The following is a 14,204-nucleotide window of genomic DNA, read 5'->3' on the forward strand; positions in this document are numbered from 1 at the left end:
GATGATTCAGTATAACAGCTTCATGCGCTGCTTGATGCGGCATATGAAAACGGCCGTCGTGCTCTGCGCATTATGGGCAGCCGCGGCGGTATGGCTAACGGCCTGCACTAACGAGGATCAGGCTGGCGACAAGCTCTCGGCGGCGGATGTCGGCGCGGCAATCCGGCAGGCCGTGAAGCTGGATGAGCTGAAGGAAGGAGATCTCGCCAAGCTGAACAAGCTGTATCATCTGGATGCCGGGGACGTCGACAGCTTCATGCTGCTCACGTCTTTGTCCAACGTGCGGGCCGATGAGGTAGCGGTGATCAAGGTGAAGGACCCGGCCCGGATCGAGGCCGTAAAGGCTGCGGCGGCCCGGCGAATCGAGGAGCAGATTCCGAAGTTCAGAGACTATGTTCCGGAGCAGTACCAACTGTTGGAGCGGCATGTGATCGCAGAGAAAGGCCGCTTCCTGCTTCTGGCGGTATCCGGGGAAGCGGACGAGATCGAAAGGGCGTTCTTCGAAGCGCTGAAATAGCGGCAACATTCACGGAGATGGAGTCTCATCCCCGTCATTTCTCACCTTAGATAGTGTGGGTGTACACTCGGTGGAGAAGGACCTGGGGCGAAGCCGCAGGTCCTTCTCAGCGCTTTAGCCGTAGAATGGACGTTCGTTTCCGAGCAAATAGTTAATGATGAAATAGACCAGCGGGCAAAGAATAATGACGCTGAACAGCGTAATGATAAATCCGAGACCGTTAAAAGAGTTTTGCGTCGTGTTTTTTGCGGTTTCCATGGCAAATCCCCCATTTCACTGAATTGCTTTCTTTAAGAATCATTATAGGAGGGGCGGTTATAAAAGTATGTGATGAAAATCACAACCGCGAAATGTAATCCCGGCTTGCGGATATTGTTTTTTTACGGCCTGTGCATTATAGTAGTACCATAAAATACTACTAATAGGTCGAAGGCGGTGTTGTGATGAACCATTGTTTTGTTGTAATGTTAGAGGTGGATGCCGCTTGGCTCGCGCTGTCCAGAGAGAAGCGCAGAGAATATGCAGCCGAACTGTATGAGATCATCGGGCGGTATGCCGATCATGTGAGGGTGAAATATTTTGACGCCGACGCCTTCAGCGGCCGATGCAGCGATTTCGTCCTCTGCGAGACGGGCGACACGGCGGCTTATCATAGAATGTGGGAAGGACTGAAGGATTCGGCGGCATTCAGCAGAGGGTACTACCGGATTAAGGATGTGCTGTACGGCATTCAAAATGCGTATCAGGATTATGAAACGCAGGTTCTCGGCATGGAGCCGGAAGCTTATACGACTTGAAGCGGGCGGCTGCCGAAACCGTACTGTTAGGTTTCGGCCGGTCCTTCTGGCATTAACGAGCGTCTAATATGAGAACGGGTTAAGCAGTTACCCTGGAAAGAGGAAGAGGCAGCAAGATGGAGGGCATCCTACAACAGCATCTCAAACATCTCGGGTTCACGGAGCTGGAAGCCAAATGCTTATTCGTGCTCTCGGACTCCGGCACGCTGACGGGCTACGAGATCGCCAAGCGTCTCGGCGTCTCGCGCTCCAACGTCTACGCGGCGCTGCAGAAGCTCGCGGAGCAAGGGGTCGTGCTCGCCAGCAAGGGCGAGCCGACGCACTACCACTGCGTGCCGATCGACGAGATCGGCAATAAGATCGAGGCGGATCTGCAGGCGTCGATCCGCTATGTGAAGGCGCATATGCCGAAGCAGGAGACGGAGCGCACCGAGTACTTCAGCCTGGAGGGCGACGCCAAGGTGCTCGAGCGCTTGCGATGCGAGCTGAAGCTGGTGAAGCGCGAGGCGCTCTGCGACCTGTGGTCGGAAGAAGCGGAGCTTCTGCGGGGCGAATTGCAGTACGCCCATGACCAGGGCGTGCGCATCCTCGTCTCGGCAGTCGGCGGGGCCGATTTGCCCGAAGGCATGCTCTCCTTCCCGCATGAGCGCGAGGAGGCGTGGCAGGAGCGCAGCGGCCGCAAGTTCGCGCTGCTGCTCGACCGCAAGCTGGCCATCGTCGGCACGCGCGGCGGCGGGCAGCCGGCCAAGGCGATGCTGACCGAGCATCCGGCGATGGTGGAGCTATTGCTCAACAACTTTTTTCACGATGTCGTCATGCATGAGCTGCAGCGGGATATGGGGGAGGAGTTGGCCCGCAGGTACGGCCAAGGCTTTAGCAAGATCGTGCGCAAGTATACGCAAGATTGAGGAACGGGCGCATCATCGCGGCTGCTGCTGTCGATGGTGCGCTTAGCCGCTTTCACGAGACTAAAACCGGCACCTTGCAGGGCGGTTCTATTCAAGCGCATGCCTCGGCAAAAAAAGCGATTGTCAGTGCGGGAAGCGTATAGTATAATTTGTTTTTGATTATAGAGTAAGCGCTTACCCGAACCGTTTGTTTGCATCTGCCAAACCAAATTTACGCCGGAGGGATTGCTAGTGCAGAAGTTTCCTTGGATTGCCGCGCATACGGGCTGCGACGGAACGCCCGACAATACGATAGAGTCGTTTATGGAAGGAATCCGGCTGGGAGCGGATATCGTCGAGATCGATATCCGAATCGCCCGCGACGGGACGCTCGTCCTGCTCCATGACGATCATCCCAGTCTGCACGAGTGCACGTATGAGCAGCTGAACGACGCGAAGGTGAGGCGCGGGATCAGCCCGGCGTATGAAGCGCGCGACATCGTCAGGCTCGGCGATCTGCTGCCGCTTGCCCGCGAGCGGCAAATTCAGCTGAATCTGGATATCAAGACGCCCGCGGCGATCGAGGCTGTAATCCGGACCGTACGGCAGCAGGGGATGACGGATCAAGTGTTTATAACGGGCTGCAGCGAGGGGATCACGGAGCGTCACCCGGATATCCGGGTCGTTCTCAATACCCCGACGAGGCTGACGGCGGAGCATTACATGCTGTTTGCCAAGCGCGTATGCAAGGCAGGGACGGAGGGCCGCTGCTACGGACTGAATATGAAGTATGAAACTTGCCGCCGGGAGCTGGTCGAGCTGGCGCATGAGCGGGGGCTGGCCGTATGGGTGTATACGCTGAAGGAGCGGGAGGATATGCTGCGGTTGATTCATGCGGGGGTCGACGCGATAACGGCCAAGGAAGTGGCCCGGCTCGGCGGGCTTAAACGGGAGCTGGGGCAGTGAAACCGATAGCAAGATGTTTTCGATGGCGCAGCAGGCGTTGTTATGCGAATGGAAACCTCTATCGACCGCAGGACACGATTAAATCACCGCGCGTTGAAACAGGAGAGAGCCTTGAGACAAGGCTCTCTTTTTTACGCATTTTTTCCTCGAATCAAGAAAAGTCCAACCCCAAAAACGAATTGTCCATTCCAGTGCGAAGCAATTCGTGTAAAATATTGTGAAGGTGATAATGATTATCACTTTCGCTTGAGTCATGTTCATGCACGTTGTTGAGAGACAGGGGGAACGTTATGGAATTGGCCCGGTTAATAAAAGAAAGACGCTCCGTACATCAATTCGAGGACCGTCCCGTCGCTATCGAGCTGATCAAGGAGCTGCTGGATACGGCGGTATGGGTGCCCAATCATAAAATGACCCAGCCATGGCGCTTCGTCATTGTCCAAGGCGAAGGCCGCCGGAGACTGGCGGATGTGGCCCGCGCCGGAGCGGAGAAGCGGGAGAAAGACCCGGCGAAGAGCCGGGAGCTGGGACAAAAGTTTCACGACCGGTTTATGTCCGTTCCGCTGTTCGTCGCCGCCATCATGACAGAGAATACGCATCCCGTCGTGCGGGAAGAAGACTACGCTTCGATGAGCTGCATTATTCACAACTTCAGCCTGCTGGCGTGGGAGCGCGAGCTCGGGCTCGTCTGGGAGACGTATCCGCTGCTGCATGTGCCGGAATTCCGCGAAGCGCTCGGCGTCCGGCCCGGCGAGAAAATAATCGGCAGCCTGCATGTCGGCTATCCGTCCAAGGTGCCTCCGGCCCAGCCGAGAATACCGGCGGAACAACTGATTACGGTGATCGATGAGGCTTAGGTGGGATTGTTCCGATGAAGCTTAAAGTGATGATTCCGCTGCTGCTCCTTCTGTCGATCCTGTCCGTCTTCGTAGGGGTCAAGGAGATTAAGCCGTGGGAAGTGTTCCAGCTGACCGAGGATCAGCTGCATGTGCTTGTCATTAGCCGCGTGCCGCGCCTGATCAGCATTTTGATTGCCGGCGTCAGCATGGGCGTCGTCGGGCTGATTATGCAGCAGCTGAGCCGCAACAAATTCGTGTCGCCGACGACAGGCGGTACCGACGATTCGGCCCGGCTCGGCATTCTGGTGTCGCTATTGCTGTTCAGCTCAGCCACTTCGATGCAGAAGATGCTCGTAGCCTTCGTCTTCGCTTTGCTGGGAACGTTCGTTTTTATGAAAATACTGGATAAAGTGAAATACAAGGATGCGATATTCATCCCGCTCGTCGGGCTGATGTTCGGTAACATTATTACTTCGTTTTCTACGTTTTTTGCCTATAAATACGATTTGATTCAGAACCTTTCCTCTTGGCTTCAGGGGAATTTCGCGCTGACGATGAAGGGCCGGTACGAGCTGCTCTATATCAGCATCCCGGTCGTAATTATCGCCTATTTGTACGCCAACCGGTTTACGATTGCCGGCATGGGCGAAGAGTTCTCCATTAATTTGGGGCTCAATTATAAGCAGGTGGTTAACCTGGGGCTTGTCATCGTGGCGCTCGTCTCCTCGGTCGTGATGCTGACGGTAGGCACCATTCCGTTCCTTGGGCTGATCATTCCGAACATCGTCACCATCTATCAGGGCGACAACCTGAAGAAAAATTTGCCCCACACCGCCGTACTGGGCGCGCTGTTCGTTCTGGTATGCGACATCTTGGGCAGGGTTATCATTTATCCGTTCGAGATTCCAATCGGCCTGACGGTCGGAGTGCTGGGAAGCGCAATTTTTCTTTATTTACTGTTGAGGAGAAAGGCATATGACTTATAAGGCAAAGCTCGGCATTTTATCCGTACTCGCGCTTGCGGCCGTTGCGGTGTTTATGTTCATCCAGATCGGGGACAACTGGAGCTACGTGCTGGAGCGAAGAGGCTGGAAAGTCGCCTCCATGGTGCTCACCGGCGCCTGCATCGCCTTCTCGACGGTCATCTTCCAGACGATAACGAACAACCGTATCCTGACGCCGAACATTATCGGACTGGATTCCATGTATATGCTCGCGCAAACCGCGGTCGTCTACTTTTTCGGGTCCACTACGAAGCTGCTGGTTGACAACAATCTGAACTTCGCCATGACCTTGGTGCTGATGATGCTGTTCGCCGGGCTGTTATACAAGCTGATGTTCAAGCGGGAAGGCAGCAACATTTATTTCCTGTTATTGATCGGGATTGTGCTGGGGACGCTGCTAGGCAGCTTGACGACCTTTATGCAGGTGCTGATCGATCCCAATGAATTTTTGGTGCTGCAGGGTAAAATGTTCGCCAGCTACAACAAAGTGCAGGGGCAGCTGATTACGATCTGCCTCATCGTCGCGGTGCTCGTCACCTTGTATTATTCCCGGTTCGCCAAGCATATGGATGTCATCTCGCTGGGTAAGGATCACGCGACCAATCTGGGCGTCGATTACCATTACGTCGTCAAGCGGCTCTTGATTATCATCGCTGCGCTGATTTCCGTAGCTACCGCCTTGGTAGGGCCGATTACGTTCCTGGGCCTGCTGGTCGCTAACGTGACCTACCAGTTCATGAAAACGTACCGGCACGCGCTGCTAATCCCGGCCTCGATCTTGATCAGTATCGTGGCGCTGGTCGGCGGACAGCTCATTGTGGAAAGAGTGTTCACATTCACCACGACGCTAGCCGTTGTCGTCAATCTCGTCGGCGGCGTGTACTTTCTATATCTTCTGCTGAGGGAGAACAAATCATGATCGAAGTAAGGCAGCTAACCAAACAATACGGCGGAAAACAAGTCGTCGACAACGTCTCTATCCGTATCGGCAAGGGGCGGATCACCTCGTTCATCGGTCCTAACGGAGCCGGCAAAAGCACGCTGCTCTCCATGATCAGCCGCCTGACTTCGAAGGACGCCGGCGAGGTGCTGATCGAAGGCAAAGAAATCAGCCAATACAAGAGCACGGAGCTGGCCAAGTTAATTTCGATTCTGAAGCAGTCGAATCATATTCAAGTCCGTCTTACTGTGCGCGAGCTGGTCTCGTTCGGGCGGTTTCCCTATTCGCAGGGCAAGCTGACGCCGGAGGATTGGAAGCATGTCGACGAGGCGATCGCTTATATGGAGCTTCAGGATATGCAGCACAAATATTTGGATCAGCTGAGCGGCGGCCAAAATCAGCGGGCGTACATAGCGATGGTCATCGCGCAGAACACCGAATATATCTTGCTAGACGAGCCGCTCAACAATCTGGATATGCGGCATTCCGTTCAGATCATGAAGGTGCTGCGGCGGCTGGTCGACGAGCTCGGCAAGACGGTCGTGATCGTCATTCACGATATCAATTTCGCTTCCTGCTATTCCGACTACATTGTAGCGCTGAAGAACGGGGCCGTCGTCAAAGAAGGCGCCACCGGGCACATCATCGATTCGGCGGTTTTGAAGGAAGTATACGATATGGAGATTCCGATCGAAACGATCAACGGCAACAAGATCGGCGTGTACTTTACCTAGGAATGCTTAAGTTGTATTTCAACAAAAATAAAAGGTGGTTGAGAAAAAATGAAAAGAAGATTGCCCGTACTGATCCTTATCCTTTGCCTGGCTGTGTTTGCGGCGGCCTGCGGAACCAGCGGTTCCAATCCATCGAACGGAGCGGCTCCGGCATCGTCGACCGACTCCGGTTCTGCTGCCACGACTCCGGCGGTTTCTGACGAGCTTACGCTCAAGCATCAGCTGGGCGAAACCAAAGTGAAGAAAAACCCTAAGAAAGTCATTGCTTTCGACTACGGCGCGCTTGACACCCTGGACAAACTGGGTATCGAAGTAACCGGCGTCGCACAGAAGAACCTGCCTCCGTATCTGGCCAAATACAAAGACAGCAAGTACCAAAACATCGGCACGCTTCAGGAGCCGGACTATGAGAAAATCAGCTCGATCAAACCGGATCTGATCCTGATCTCCGGCAGACAACAAACGGCTTATCCTGAGCTGAGCAAGCTGGCTCCGACGATCTATGTCGGCGTAGACAACAAAAACTTCATGGAATCGTTCAAAACGAATATGAAAATGATCGGTCAAATTTTCAGCAAAGAATCCGAAGTCGACGCGGAAGTAGCCAAGATCGAGAAACAGATTAATGATGTCAAAACGAAAGCGGCATCCGTCAACAAAAACGCTTTGATTATTTTGGCTAACGAAGGCGCGATCAGCGCATACGGCCCGGGCTCCCGGTTCGGTCTGATTCACGATGTGCTCGGCGTGCCGGCTGTAGAGAAAAACCTGGAAGTATCCACTCACGGTCAAAGCATCTCCTTCGAATTCATCGCCGAGAAAAATCCGGATTACTTGTTCGTCGTAGACCGCGGTGCAGCTGTAGGCGGGACTGCTCAGACAGGCGCCAAATCGCTGGTTGAAAACGAGCTGGTGAAGAAAACGAAAGCATTCACTAACAACAATATCGTCTATTTGGATCAAAACTACTGGTATTTGTCCGGCGGCGGACTGGAATCCGTAGCGGAGATGGTCGGCGAGATTGCCAAAGATTATAAATAAAGACGCTGTTTGAGGCCCGCCCCGGGAATAACCCGGGGCGGGTTTTTGCTGCCCGAAAGCTATTAAGCTGTTCATGAATCTATCCGTGGTCTCATACGATGATAGCGAAGAATTCTCATTTGGAAGCCCCGTTTTTTTGTGGAAATAGAAGGAACCGTATCAAGAAATGTCGAATATGAGAAGTTGACATTGAAATCTAATTTTGGCAGCCGCGCCCCAATTTAACGGACATCAAGCCTCCGGGCGGAACGCTGCCTCATTTCCATTCGATAAGGAGGGGATTGCCGCTTGCGCAGACCTATTCTAAACCAACAACCGAAGGTTGACTTGAAACTGAACGCGGAGACGGTGTCGCGGACTACGGTGGAGCTCAACGGCTTGGCGCTGGAAAAACGGCTCAAACAGCAGCGTTCGCAGGCTTATATCGAAGCGATGACCCGTCTGGATGCGGCCGGAGCCGTCTGCGACCGCTCCAAGGTTCAGGAGCTGATTCAGTCGATTCAGAATGAATTCGGCGAGCTGAAGCCGCATCAGTTTCTTATCGGCATTGTAGCCAAATGTTATTTGGGTGCCCCGTATGAGGTGCATACGTTAGATATGAGGCAGGAGATCGTGCAGCATTATAAAGCGGGTCAGCCTTTGCCGTCCGGCATGGAGCGGGCGCGCGGGCTGGCGATGCATCCGAGCTATTCGTTCGTAGAAGTATATTCGGATTCCATTTGCGCCGTTGCGGCGAAAGGTTATGTCGCATTTACAAGGGGGGGCGGAAATGTCCAGTGAACGGGTTATCGACAGGGCCGATCTGCGGGCTATCGAGAGCAATCTCAGTAATCTGCGGGGAGAGATTCAATATGTCTCCAATCAGGTGCAATCGGTAGGGGAATATGTAGAGAACGTCGGCCAGGAAGTGCAGAAGGCGCAGGCGAGAATCGATGCGCTTGCCCGGGATTTTCACGAATTCGTCCAGCGCGACCAAATGGCCAAAAATTTGCAGCTGGCCGAAACCCGGCTGGTGAAGGTGCGCCAGGAGCTGGAGACGAATTTCGGCCATTACGGCGAAGTGCGCAGGCGCGTCACCGGTATATTGCAGGCGGTCGACGTGCGGCTGGTCAAGAAGGAGACGATCGAGAACACGACGGAGGAGCATATGCTGGCGGCGCCGCGGTACTGGCTCGCGCCGTGTCTGATCGCGCTGGCGGCCTGGCTGAACGATAACAAGGAGCTGGCCGAGCGGGCGATGATGGAAGCGCTGCGCCGCGATGACGAGAAGACGTCGCTGTTCTTCGCGCTGGTAACGCGCAGAGGCTCAAGGTACAAGGCGAGCCGGGAATGGCTCGACCGCTACTTCGCGCTGCAAAATCCGCATGAGCTGGAGCGGGAGATCATTATCCTGATCGACGGGTTTACGAACGGCATATTCGGGCCGGAAGCGCGGACCAAATGCGCCAAGCATGTCGAAGCCTGGATCGAGGAGCTGGCGCAAAAGGTAGGCTTCGTCGAAGAACAGCAGCGGCGATGGAAGGAAGCTCTGCTGTCCAAAGTGCAGAAGCTGGATGGGACCGCTTATCCGTATTTGCGGCAGTACAGCGGCACATGGTCCGATCTGGAGCAGTCGCTTCAGGGAGCCAAGCTGCATGACATCATTCATGATTATTTCCACAATATATTCAATAAAGAGATCGTTCCCGCCAAGAGCATTGCCGTCGCCGTTGACGCGATGCTCGATACGCTCGTTTCCAAATTCGACGACGAGGAATTGCCGCTTCGCCGGGAAGAGCGGCTGAACTCGCTGATTGTGGAGGAGAACGGCGATCGCGGCGCGGCCCAGCACCGCTTCGACTCCGAGAAGACGCTGGAGGAGCGGGTCGATTTCACGCAGCTGCTGACGAATTTCGCCATGCATCCGGAGACGTCCTACGCTTCTTTGGCTACACAGAAGTTTTCGATTGCGCTGTCGAAGGAATGGATTCGCCAGGCTCATGACGATCTGACCTTGGACAATCGCGCGGCGGTTCCCCGGGATATCGAGATGAGCATCGAGCACTGGTCGGGAACGACGCAGGACGGAACCAACGAGCATGAGCTGATCGAATCGCTCACCCGGCACATTCACGACCGCAGAGACGCCGAGCTGGATGAGATGCGGCTCGGGCTGAAGCATTGGCTCGGCCTCATCGCCGGGGTCCTCTTCCTGCTAATGAGCATCACTACGCCGTTCCTGCTCGTGCTCGGAGCTCTCGGCGTCATTTATTTCTTCTGGTCGCGGCTCAATCTGGCCAAGGCGAAGCTGCGGGTAACCGAAGATTACGAGAAGCTGCTGCAAAGCTGCAAAGATATTTTGCGGGCGGTGCTGTCGGATGTGGTGGACTGGCGTCAGGAGTATGCCCGGGAAGACGGCAAGGCGGGGAGGGTTACGGAGTTCCTCGACAGCGTCGCTGCCGAGCGCTATACGTTCTCGAGCTTTGACAGCGCCCGAAGCATCATTTCATCGTAAGCAAAGGAGAGGGAGACCATGAACGGAGAAACGGAATCGAAGCCGATGCTCGTGCAGCGCGGCAAAGGCCCGCAGCCAGCGAAGCAAGGGGAAGAGACAATGCAGCCGGAAGGCGTGCAGAAGGTCAACACCAACGATGCCTTAGCCAGCCAATTTCCGGAGTGGGATTTAAAACCGCCCGCTCAGCTGATTCGAAGGAGGAGTACCAGACGATGAGCGGGTTTCCGGCGACTTATGCCGATTGGGTGCGCTGCTTTGACGCCCTGCAGGAGGGCGGGCAAGACGACGAGGTACTGCTGAGCATGGAACGGGGCGCGATTGAATGGACGGGCGGTGTCGCCGATAAGATAACCCGGAGAATGTACGAGGTGCTGGAGCTTCGGCTGCAGCAGGTTTCCCGGCAGATGACCGCGGAGCTGTCGCGCGCCCGTGCAGCGGATACCGATGTCGTTACGGCGCTCTTGAACGCACGGAGACGATTCGCCGTCGTGAAGCGGTTCGCTTCTATAGCTGCCTTCCCGGAGCCGGTGCGAAAGACGATGACCGATATCGTGGCTGCGTATGTGCGCGACACTCAGTCTTCGCTGGAGGACAGCGCCAAGAACGACCGTACCGGCCAGCTGCGCATGGTGATCAAGAACAATTCCTTGCTTCGCTACGAGGAGCTGCAGGTGAAGCATGACGGAGTGCTTCCGTCCTCCCCGGCAGCGCAGCCGGCGGCAGGACCCAATTCACGAAAAAGAAGGGTTATATTGTAATATGAACGATTTTAAACGGTGTTTGGAAACGTTGGAACGTTACTTGAAGGCGCGCATTCCGTTCATTTCGATCCGCACTTCGGAGCGGGCCCGCGCGCTGGACGCGCTAGGGCAAATCGCGCATAAGCTGAACATCCCGATTTTCTACCATACGATTTCTCAGGGAACGCGCGACATCGGCTCGAACCGGCTAGCGAACGACGACCGCTCGGTGATCGGGGGACTGGATTTTGCCAGTCAAAAAATCGGGCAGCAGCAGAACTTGTCGTTTATTTTCACGGAGGTTCAGGATATTGAGGACGATACGCCTACGGCAAGGCAATTTCAGGATGTCGTCATGCTGTCTACGGAGACCGGCGGCAGCATTATCGCCATCACCAACAAGCCGGTCTGGGGTCCGCTGCAGAGGCACGGGATGTCGATTACGCTAGATCCGCCCAATGAAGACGAGATGCTGGAGATTATCCAGAGCCAGCTGGAGCCGTATCGCGGAGAAATTCCGATCGAGTGGGGACCGGAGGAAGAGAAGCAGGCCGCTGCCATTCTGGCCGGGATTAGCCAGATCGAGGGCGAGAATGTGATCGCCACGCTGCTTGCCAACGGCTCCATCTCCAACGAGGACTTGAAGGAGCTGACCTATGCGAAGGATCGGATCTTCGCCGATATCTCGGGAATCGAGCGCGTCCAGGTAAGGGAGGATTACCAGATCGGCGGACTGGAAGGGCTGAAGCTCTGGCTGGACGCCAATGAGAAGCTGCTGACCGCCGATTTGCGCGATCGCGGTATTCGCCCTCCGCGCGGTATTCTGCTCGTCGGCGTGCCGGGCTGCGGGAAATCGCTGTCGGCCAAGGCGATTGCCGCCGCGTGGAAGCTGCCGCTATATCGCCTGGATCTATCTACGATCCAGGGACAGTATTTGGGCCAGAGCGAGGCGCGGCTCAAAGAGGCTCTGTCCACGGCCGATCATGTCGCTCCTTGCGTGCTATGGATCGACGAGATCGAGAAAGGCTTGGCCGGCGCGCTCGGCAGCGGAGACGGAGGAACGTCGACGCGAATGGTCGGCCAGTTCCTGTTCTGGCTGCAGGAGAGCTTGGCGCGGGTATTCGTGGTGGCTACGGCCAACGATGTATCCAAGCTGCCACCCGAGCTGCTGCGCCGCGGACGCTTCGACGAGCTGTTCTTCGTCGATCTGCCGACGCCGAAGGAGCGGGAGGAGATCATCCGCATCTATGTGAAGAAAGGGCTCAAGCAGGAGCTGAGTCCTTCCTTGATGGAACGGTTGGTCCGCCTATCCGAAGGCTTTGCCGGGGCGGATCTGGAGGCGGCGGTTCGCGACGTCGTCAAGCAAGCGGTAGTGCGCGGGGACGACTCGATCACCGATGAAACGTATCTTCGTTTCTTTGAGAATGTGGTTCCTCTCTCGCAGACGAGTCCCGAACAAATCGACCAGATTCGCGCCTGGGGACGCGAGCGAGCGGTGCCGGCGGGCAAGTCGTTCGAGGAAGCGTCCGCCGTCATCGATGCCAGCCCGCGCAAGAAAGGCTTCCGCAACGTATTGGTATAATCGAATCGCACATTCGTCCCTCGGGCAGGCAGTGATCAAAGCCCGGGGGTTTTTCTTTTGAGCGACCGTTTATTTGTTTCTTGTGCCGTTCTTCGGGGCTATGTCCGGCTGACTCCTGCTGGGCAAGCCTATCGCCGGGTACGTATGGTGCGCGGCGGTGTGCATCGGCTGCAGCATTTATTTGGTAAATCCGCAGCGCCTGAAGCTTCCTCCGCCCAAGCATGATGCGGAGTAAAAATGCCAAAAAGTGCGAATGATGATAATAATGCGATCATGTTTCGGGAAAACGGCTTCTGACGGGCGTTAATCGGCCTTAATCCGATCTGGCGGGATCGGGCAAGCTTGTAGTAAGATGAGTCTCATCATTAAAAAGGCAAGTAGGAGAGAACGTCAATGAACACAATTGAAAAAATCAGCAAGTTCGTCGGAGGCACTTTTTCCGTCTGGGTCATCCTGTTCGCTTGTCTCGGATTTTTCGCGCCGCAAGCGTTCGTCGGCATGAAGGGAGACATTTCCCTGCTGCTCGGCATCGTAATGTTCGGCATGGGGCTCACGCTGTCTTCGGCCGATTTCCGCGAAGTATTCCGCCGGCCGGGCGAGGTGGCGATCGGCGTCGTAGGCCATTTCCTGATCATGCCGACGCTGGCCTTCGTATTGGCCTATGCGCTCAAGCTGCCGCCCGATATCGCCGTCGGCGTCATCTTGGTCGGCTGCTGTCCCAGCGGCACGGCGTCGAACGTCATGACCTTCCTCGCCAAGGGCGACGTCGCTTTAGGCGTGTCGATCGCCTCGGTATCGACCTTGATTGCGCCGTTCGCCACGCCTGCGATCATCTCGCTGCTGGCGCACAAATGGATGAATATCGACGCCAAGTCGCTGTTTATGGACATCATTCAGGTCGTGATCGTTCCGATTGTACTGGGCGTCATTGTCAAAGCGCTGTTCCGCAAGCCTGCGGAAGCGAGCGTCAAGGCGCTCCCGCTCGTATCGACGATCGCTATCGTACTGATCGTAGCCATTGTGGTAGCGGTTAACAAAGGGAAGATTATTGAGACGGGACCGCTTATTTTTGCCGTCGTCATCTTGCATAACCTGCTCGGCTTTGGCCTTGGCTATTGGTTTGCCAAGCTGTTCGGCCTCAATCTGGCGAAGCGCAAAGCCATTACCCTCGAAACCGGCATGCAGAACTCGGGCCTCGGCGCGGCATTGGCTGCGGCGCATTTTAATCCGATTGCCGCGGTTCCAAGCGCGATCTTCAGCGTCTGGCACAATATTTCGGGCTCGGTGCTGGCCACCTGGTTTTCCAAAAGAGAATAGCGCCCCCCTTGGGCTGCTGGGAGTATGCGCCGCTGACACGTTGTCGGCGGCGTATTTGTTGTTGGCGGACACGCTGACAAGGACAACGGTCGCCGATGATACGCGGGGAGCGAGGCGGTGAAGAAGCTGCTGTCGTTCGGGAAAAACGCAGTGCTTCTTCGGCATGTTAAATAAAATGTCATAAAACATAACAATTTAAAATAAAATAGAGAATTTGTGTAATATATATTGACGTTACAATTACATTTGGTTTAAAGTTAATAAAAATTATAGTCTTGCCGATGCTCGGATTTTGATATATTTAAAGAGTGTGTCTCCTGCGTCGGCCATCGCCTGGACGAGAATG

The 14,204-nt window shown here is 55.3% G+C and carries 16 protein-coding genes; 15 read left to right on the forward strand and 1 reads right to left on the reverse strand.

Annotated features, from left to right (window positions below; genetic code table 11):
* Position 1 precedes the first annotated feature (1 nt).
* Entirely contained in the window at positions 2 to 517 is a 516-nt protein-coding gene (locus SK3146_RS19800; protein ID WP_249860440.1) for a DUF4358 domain-containing protein, read from the forward strand.
* A 114-nt stretch (positions 518 to 631) separates the two neighbouring features.
* Here SK3146_RS19800 and SK3146_RS19805 read toward each other — a convergent pair whose 3' ends face one another.
* Positions 632 to 775, reverse strand: coding sequence for a hypothetical protein (locus tag SK3146_RS19805; protein ID WP_249860441.1), 144 nt, complete (start codon positions 773 to 775; stop codon positions 632 to 634).
* A gap of 206 nt (positions 776 to 981) precedes the next feature.
* Here SK3146_RS19805 and SK3146_RS19810 point away from each other — a divergent pair, with 206 nt between their 5' ends.
* From SK3146_RS19810 to SK3146_RS19875, 14 genes are all read left to right on the forward strand, one after another.
* Complete coding sequence (locus SK3146_RS19810; protein WP_249860442.1) at positions 982 to 1,314, forward strand: darcynin family protein; 333 nt, start codon at positions 982 to 984, stop codon at positions 1,312 to 1,314.
* A 116-nt stretch (positions 1,315 to 1,430) separates the two neighbouring features.
* Positions 1,431 to 2,222, forward strand: coding sequence for a TrmB family transcriptional regulator (locus SK3146_RS19815; RefSeq protein ID WP_249860443.1), 792 nt, complete (start codon positions 1,431 to 1,433; stop codon positions 2,220 to 2,222).
* Positions 2,223 to 2,453: 231 nt separating this feature from the next.
* Positions 2,454 to 3,167, forward strand: coding sequence for a glycerophosphodiester phosphodiesterase (locus SK3146_RS19820; RefSeq protein ID WP_249860444.1), 714 nt, complete (start codon positions 2,454 to 2,456; stop codon positions 3,165 to 3,167).
* A gap of 290 nt (positions 3,168 to 3,457) precedes the next feature.
* Positions 3,458 to 4,024: a nitroreductase family protein gene (locus SK3146_RS19825; RefSeq protein ID WP_249860445.1), complete on the forward strand. Its 567-nt coding sequence runs from the start codon at positions 3,458 to 3,460 to the stop codon at positions 4,022 to 4,024.
* A gap of 14 nt (positions 4,025 to 4,038) precedes the next feature.
* On the forward strand, positions 4,039 to 4,992 hold the full coding sequence (locus tag SK3146_RS19830) for an ABC transporter permease (RefSeq protein WP_249860446.1): 954 nt from the start codon (positions 4,039 to 4,041) through the stop codon (positions 4,990 to 4,992).
* Positions 4,982 to 5,929: an iron chelate uptake ABC transporter family permease subunit gene (locus SK3146_RS19835; protein ID WP_249860447.1), complete on the forward strand. Its 948-nt coding sequence runs from the start codon at positions 4,982 to 4,984 to the stop codon at positions 5,927 to 5,929. The genes SK3146_RS19830 and SK3146_RS19835 overlap by 11 nt, the downstream gene beginning before the upstream one ends.
* A complete protein-coding gene (locus SK3146_RS19840; protein ID WP_249860448.1) occupies positions 5,926 to 6,684 on the forward strand; it encodes an iron ABC transporter ATP-binding protein in 759 nt (252 codons plus the stop codon). Before SK3146_RS19835 ends, SK3146_RS19840 begins: the two co-directional genes overlap by 4 nt.
* A 48-nt stretch (positions 6,685 to 6,732) precedes the next feature.
* Positions 6,733 to 7,725 (forward strand): siderophore ABC transporter substrate-binding protein, encoded by a 993-nt coding sequence (locus SK3146_RS19845; RefSeq protein WP_249860449.1) that lies wholly within the window; start codon positions 6,733 to 6,735, stop codon positions 7,723 to 7,725.
* A 288-nt stretch (positions 7,726 to 8,013) separates the two neighbouring features.
* Positions 8,014 to 8,505, forward strand: coding sequence for a hypothetical protein (locus SK3146_RS19850; RefSeq protein ID WP_249860450.1), 492 nt, complete (start codon positions 8,014 to 8,016; stop codon positions 8,503 to 8,505).
* Complete coding sequence (locus tag SK3146_RS19855) at positions 8,495 to 10,219, forward strand: hypothetical protein (protein WP_249860451.1); 1,725 nt, start codon at positions 8,495 to 8,497, stop codon at positions 10,217 to 10,219. The genes SK3146_RS19850 and SK3146_RS19855 overlap by 11 nt, the downstream gene beginning before the upstream one ends.
* A gap of 18 nt (positions 10,220 to 10,237) precedes the next feature.
* Positions 10,238 to 10,435, forward strand: coding sequence for a hypothetical protein (locus SK3146_RS19860; protein WP_249860452.1), 198 nt, complete (start codon positions 10,238 to 10,240; stop codon positions 10,433 to 10,435).
* On the forward strand, positions 10,432 to 10,977 hold the full coding sequence (locus SK3146_RS19865) for a hypothetical protein (RefSeq protein WP_249860453.1): 546 nt from the start codon (positions 10,432 to 10,434) through the stop codon (positions 10,975 to 10,977). The genes SK3146_RS19860 and SK3146_RS19865 overlap by 4 nt, the downstream gene beginning before the upstream one ends.
* 1 nt (position 10,978) lies before the next feature.
* The gene (locus SK3146_RS19870; RefSeq protein WP_249860454.1) at positions 10,979 to 12,541 is read left to right on the forward strand and encodes an AAA family ATPase; all 1,563 of its coding nucleotides are present in this window, start codon (positions 10,979 to 10,981) and stop codon (positions 12,539 to 12,541) included.
* Between the two features lie 393 nt (positions 12,542 to 12,934).
* Positions 12,935 to 13,858, forward strand: a complete 924-nt coding sequence (locus SK3146_RS19875; protein WP_249860455.1) for a bile acid:sodium symporter family protein — start codon at positions 12,935 to 12,937, stop codon at positions 13,856 to 13,858.
* Positions 13,859 to 14,204: the final 346 nt, after the last annotated feature.

The organism is Paenibacillus konkukensis, assembly GCF_023523925.1.
GTDB lineage: Bacteria > Bacillota > Bacilli > Paenibacillales > NBRC-103111 > Paenibacillus_S > Paenibacillus_S doosanensis.

Coding starts and splice junctions, on each gene's coding strand:
- SK3146_RS19860 (WP_249860452.1), top strand. CDS start 10,238: ATGAACGGAGAAACGGAATCGAAGCCGATGCTCGTGCAGCGCGGCAAA.
- SK3146_RS19875 (WP_249860455.1), top strand. CDS start 12,935: ATGAACACAATTGAAAAAATCAGCAAGTTCGTCGGAGGCACTTTTTCC.
- SK3146_RS19870 (WP_249860454.1), top strand. CDS start 10,979: ATGAACGATTTTAAACGGTGTTTGGAAACGTTGGAACGTTACTTGAAG.
- SK3146_RS19800 (WP_249860440.1), top strand. CDS start 2: ATGATTCAGTATAACAGCTTCATGCGCTGCTTGATGCGGCATATGAAA.
- SK3146_RS19865 (WP_249860453.1), top strand. CDS start 10,432: ATGAGCGGGTTTCCGGCGACTTATGCCGATTGGGTGCGCTGCTTTGAC.
- SK3146_RS19810 (WP_249860442.1), top strand. CDS start 982: ATGTTAGAGGTGGATGCCGCTTGGCTCGCGCTGTCCAGAGAGAAGCGC.
- SK3146_RS19855 (WP_249860451.1), top strand. CDS start 8,495: ATGTCCAGTGAACGGGTTATCGACAGGGCCGATCTGCGGGCTATCGAG.
- SK3146_RS19815 (WP_249860443.1), top strand. CDS start 1,431: ATGGAGGGCATCCTACAACAGCATCTCAAACATCTCGGGTTCACGGAG.
- SK3146_RS19845 (WP_249860449.1), top strand. CDS start 6,733: ATGAAAAGAAGATTGCCCGTACTGATCCTTATCCTTTGCCTGGCTGTG.
- SK3146_RS19840 (WP_249860448.1), top strand. CDS start 5,926: ATGATCGAAGTAAGGCAGCTAACCAAACAATACGGCGGAAAACAAGTC.
- SK3146_RS19805 (WP_249860441.1), bottom strand. CDS start 775: ATGGAAACCGCAAAAAACACGACGCAAAACTCTTTTAACGGTCTCGGA.
- SK3146_RS19835 (WP_249860447.1), top strand. CDS start 4,982: ATGACTTATAAGGCAAAGCTCGGCATTTTATCCGTACTCGCGCTTGCG.
- SK3146_RS19825 (WP_249860445.1), top strand. CDS start 3,458: ATGGAATTGGCCCGGTTAATAAAAGAAAGACGCTCCGTACATCAATTC.
- SK3146_RS19830 (WP_249860446.1), top strand. CDS start 4,039: ATGAAGCTTAAAGTGATGATTCCGCTGCTGCTCCTTCTGTCGATCCTG.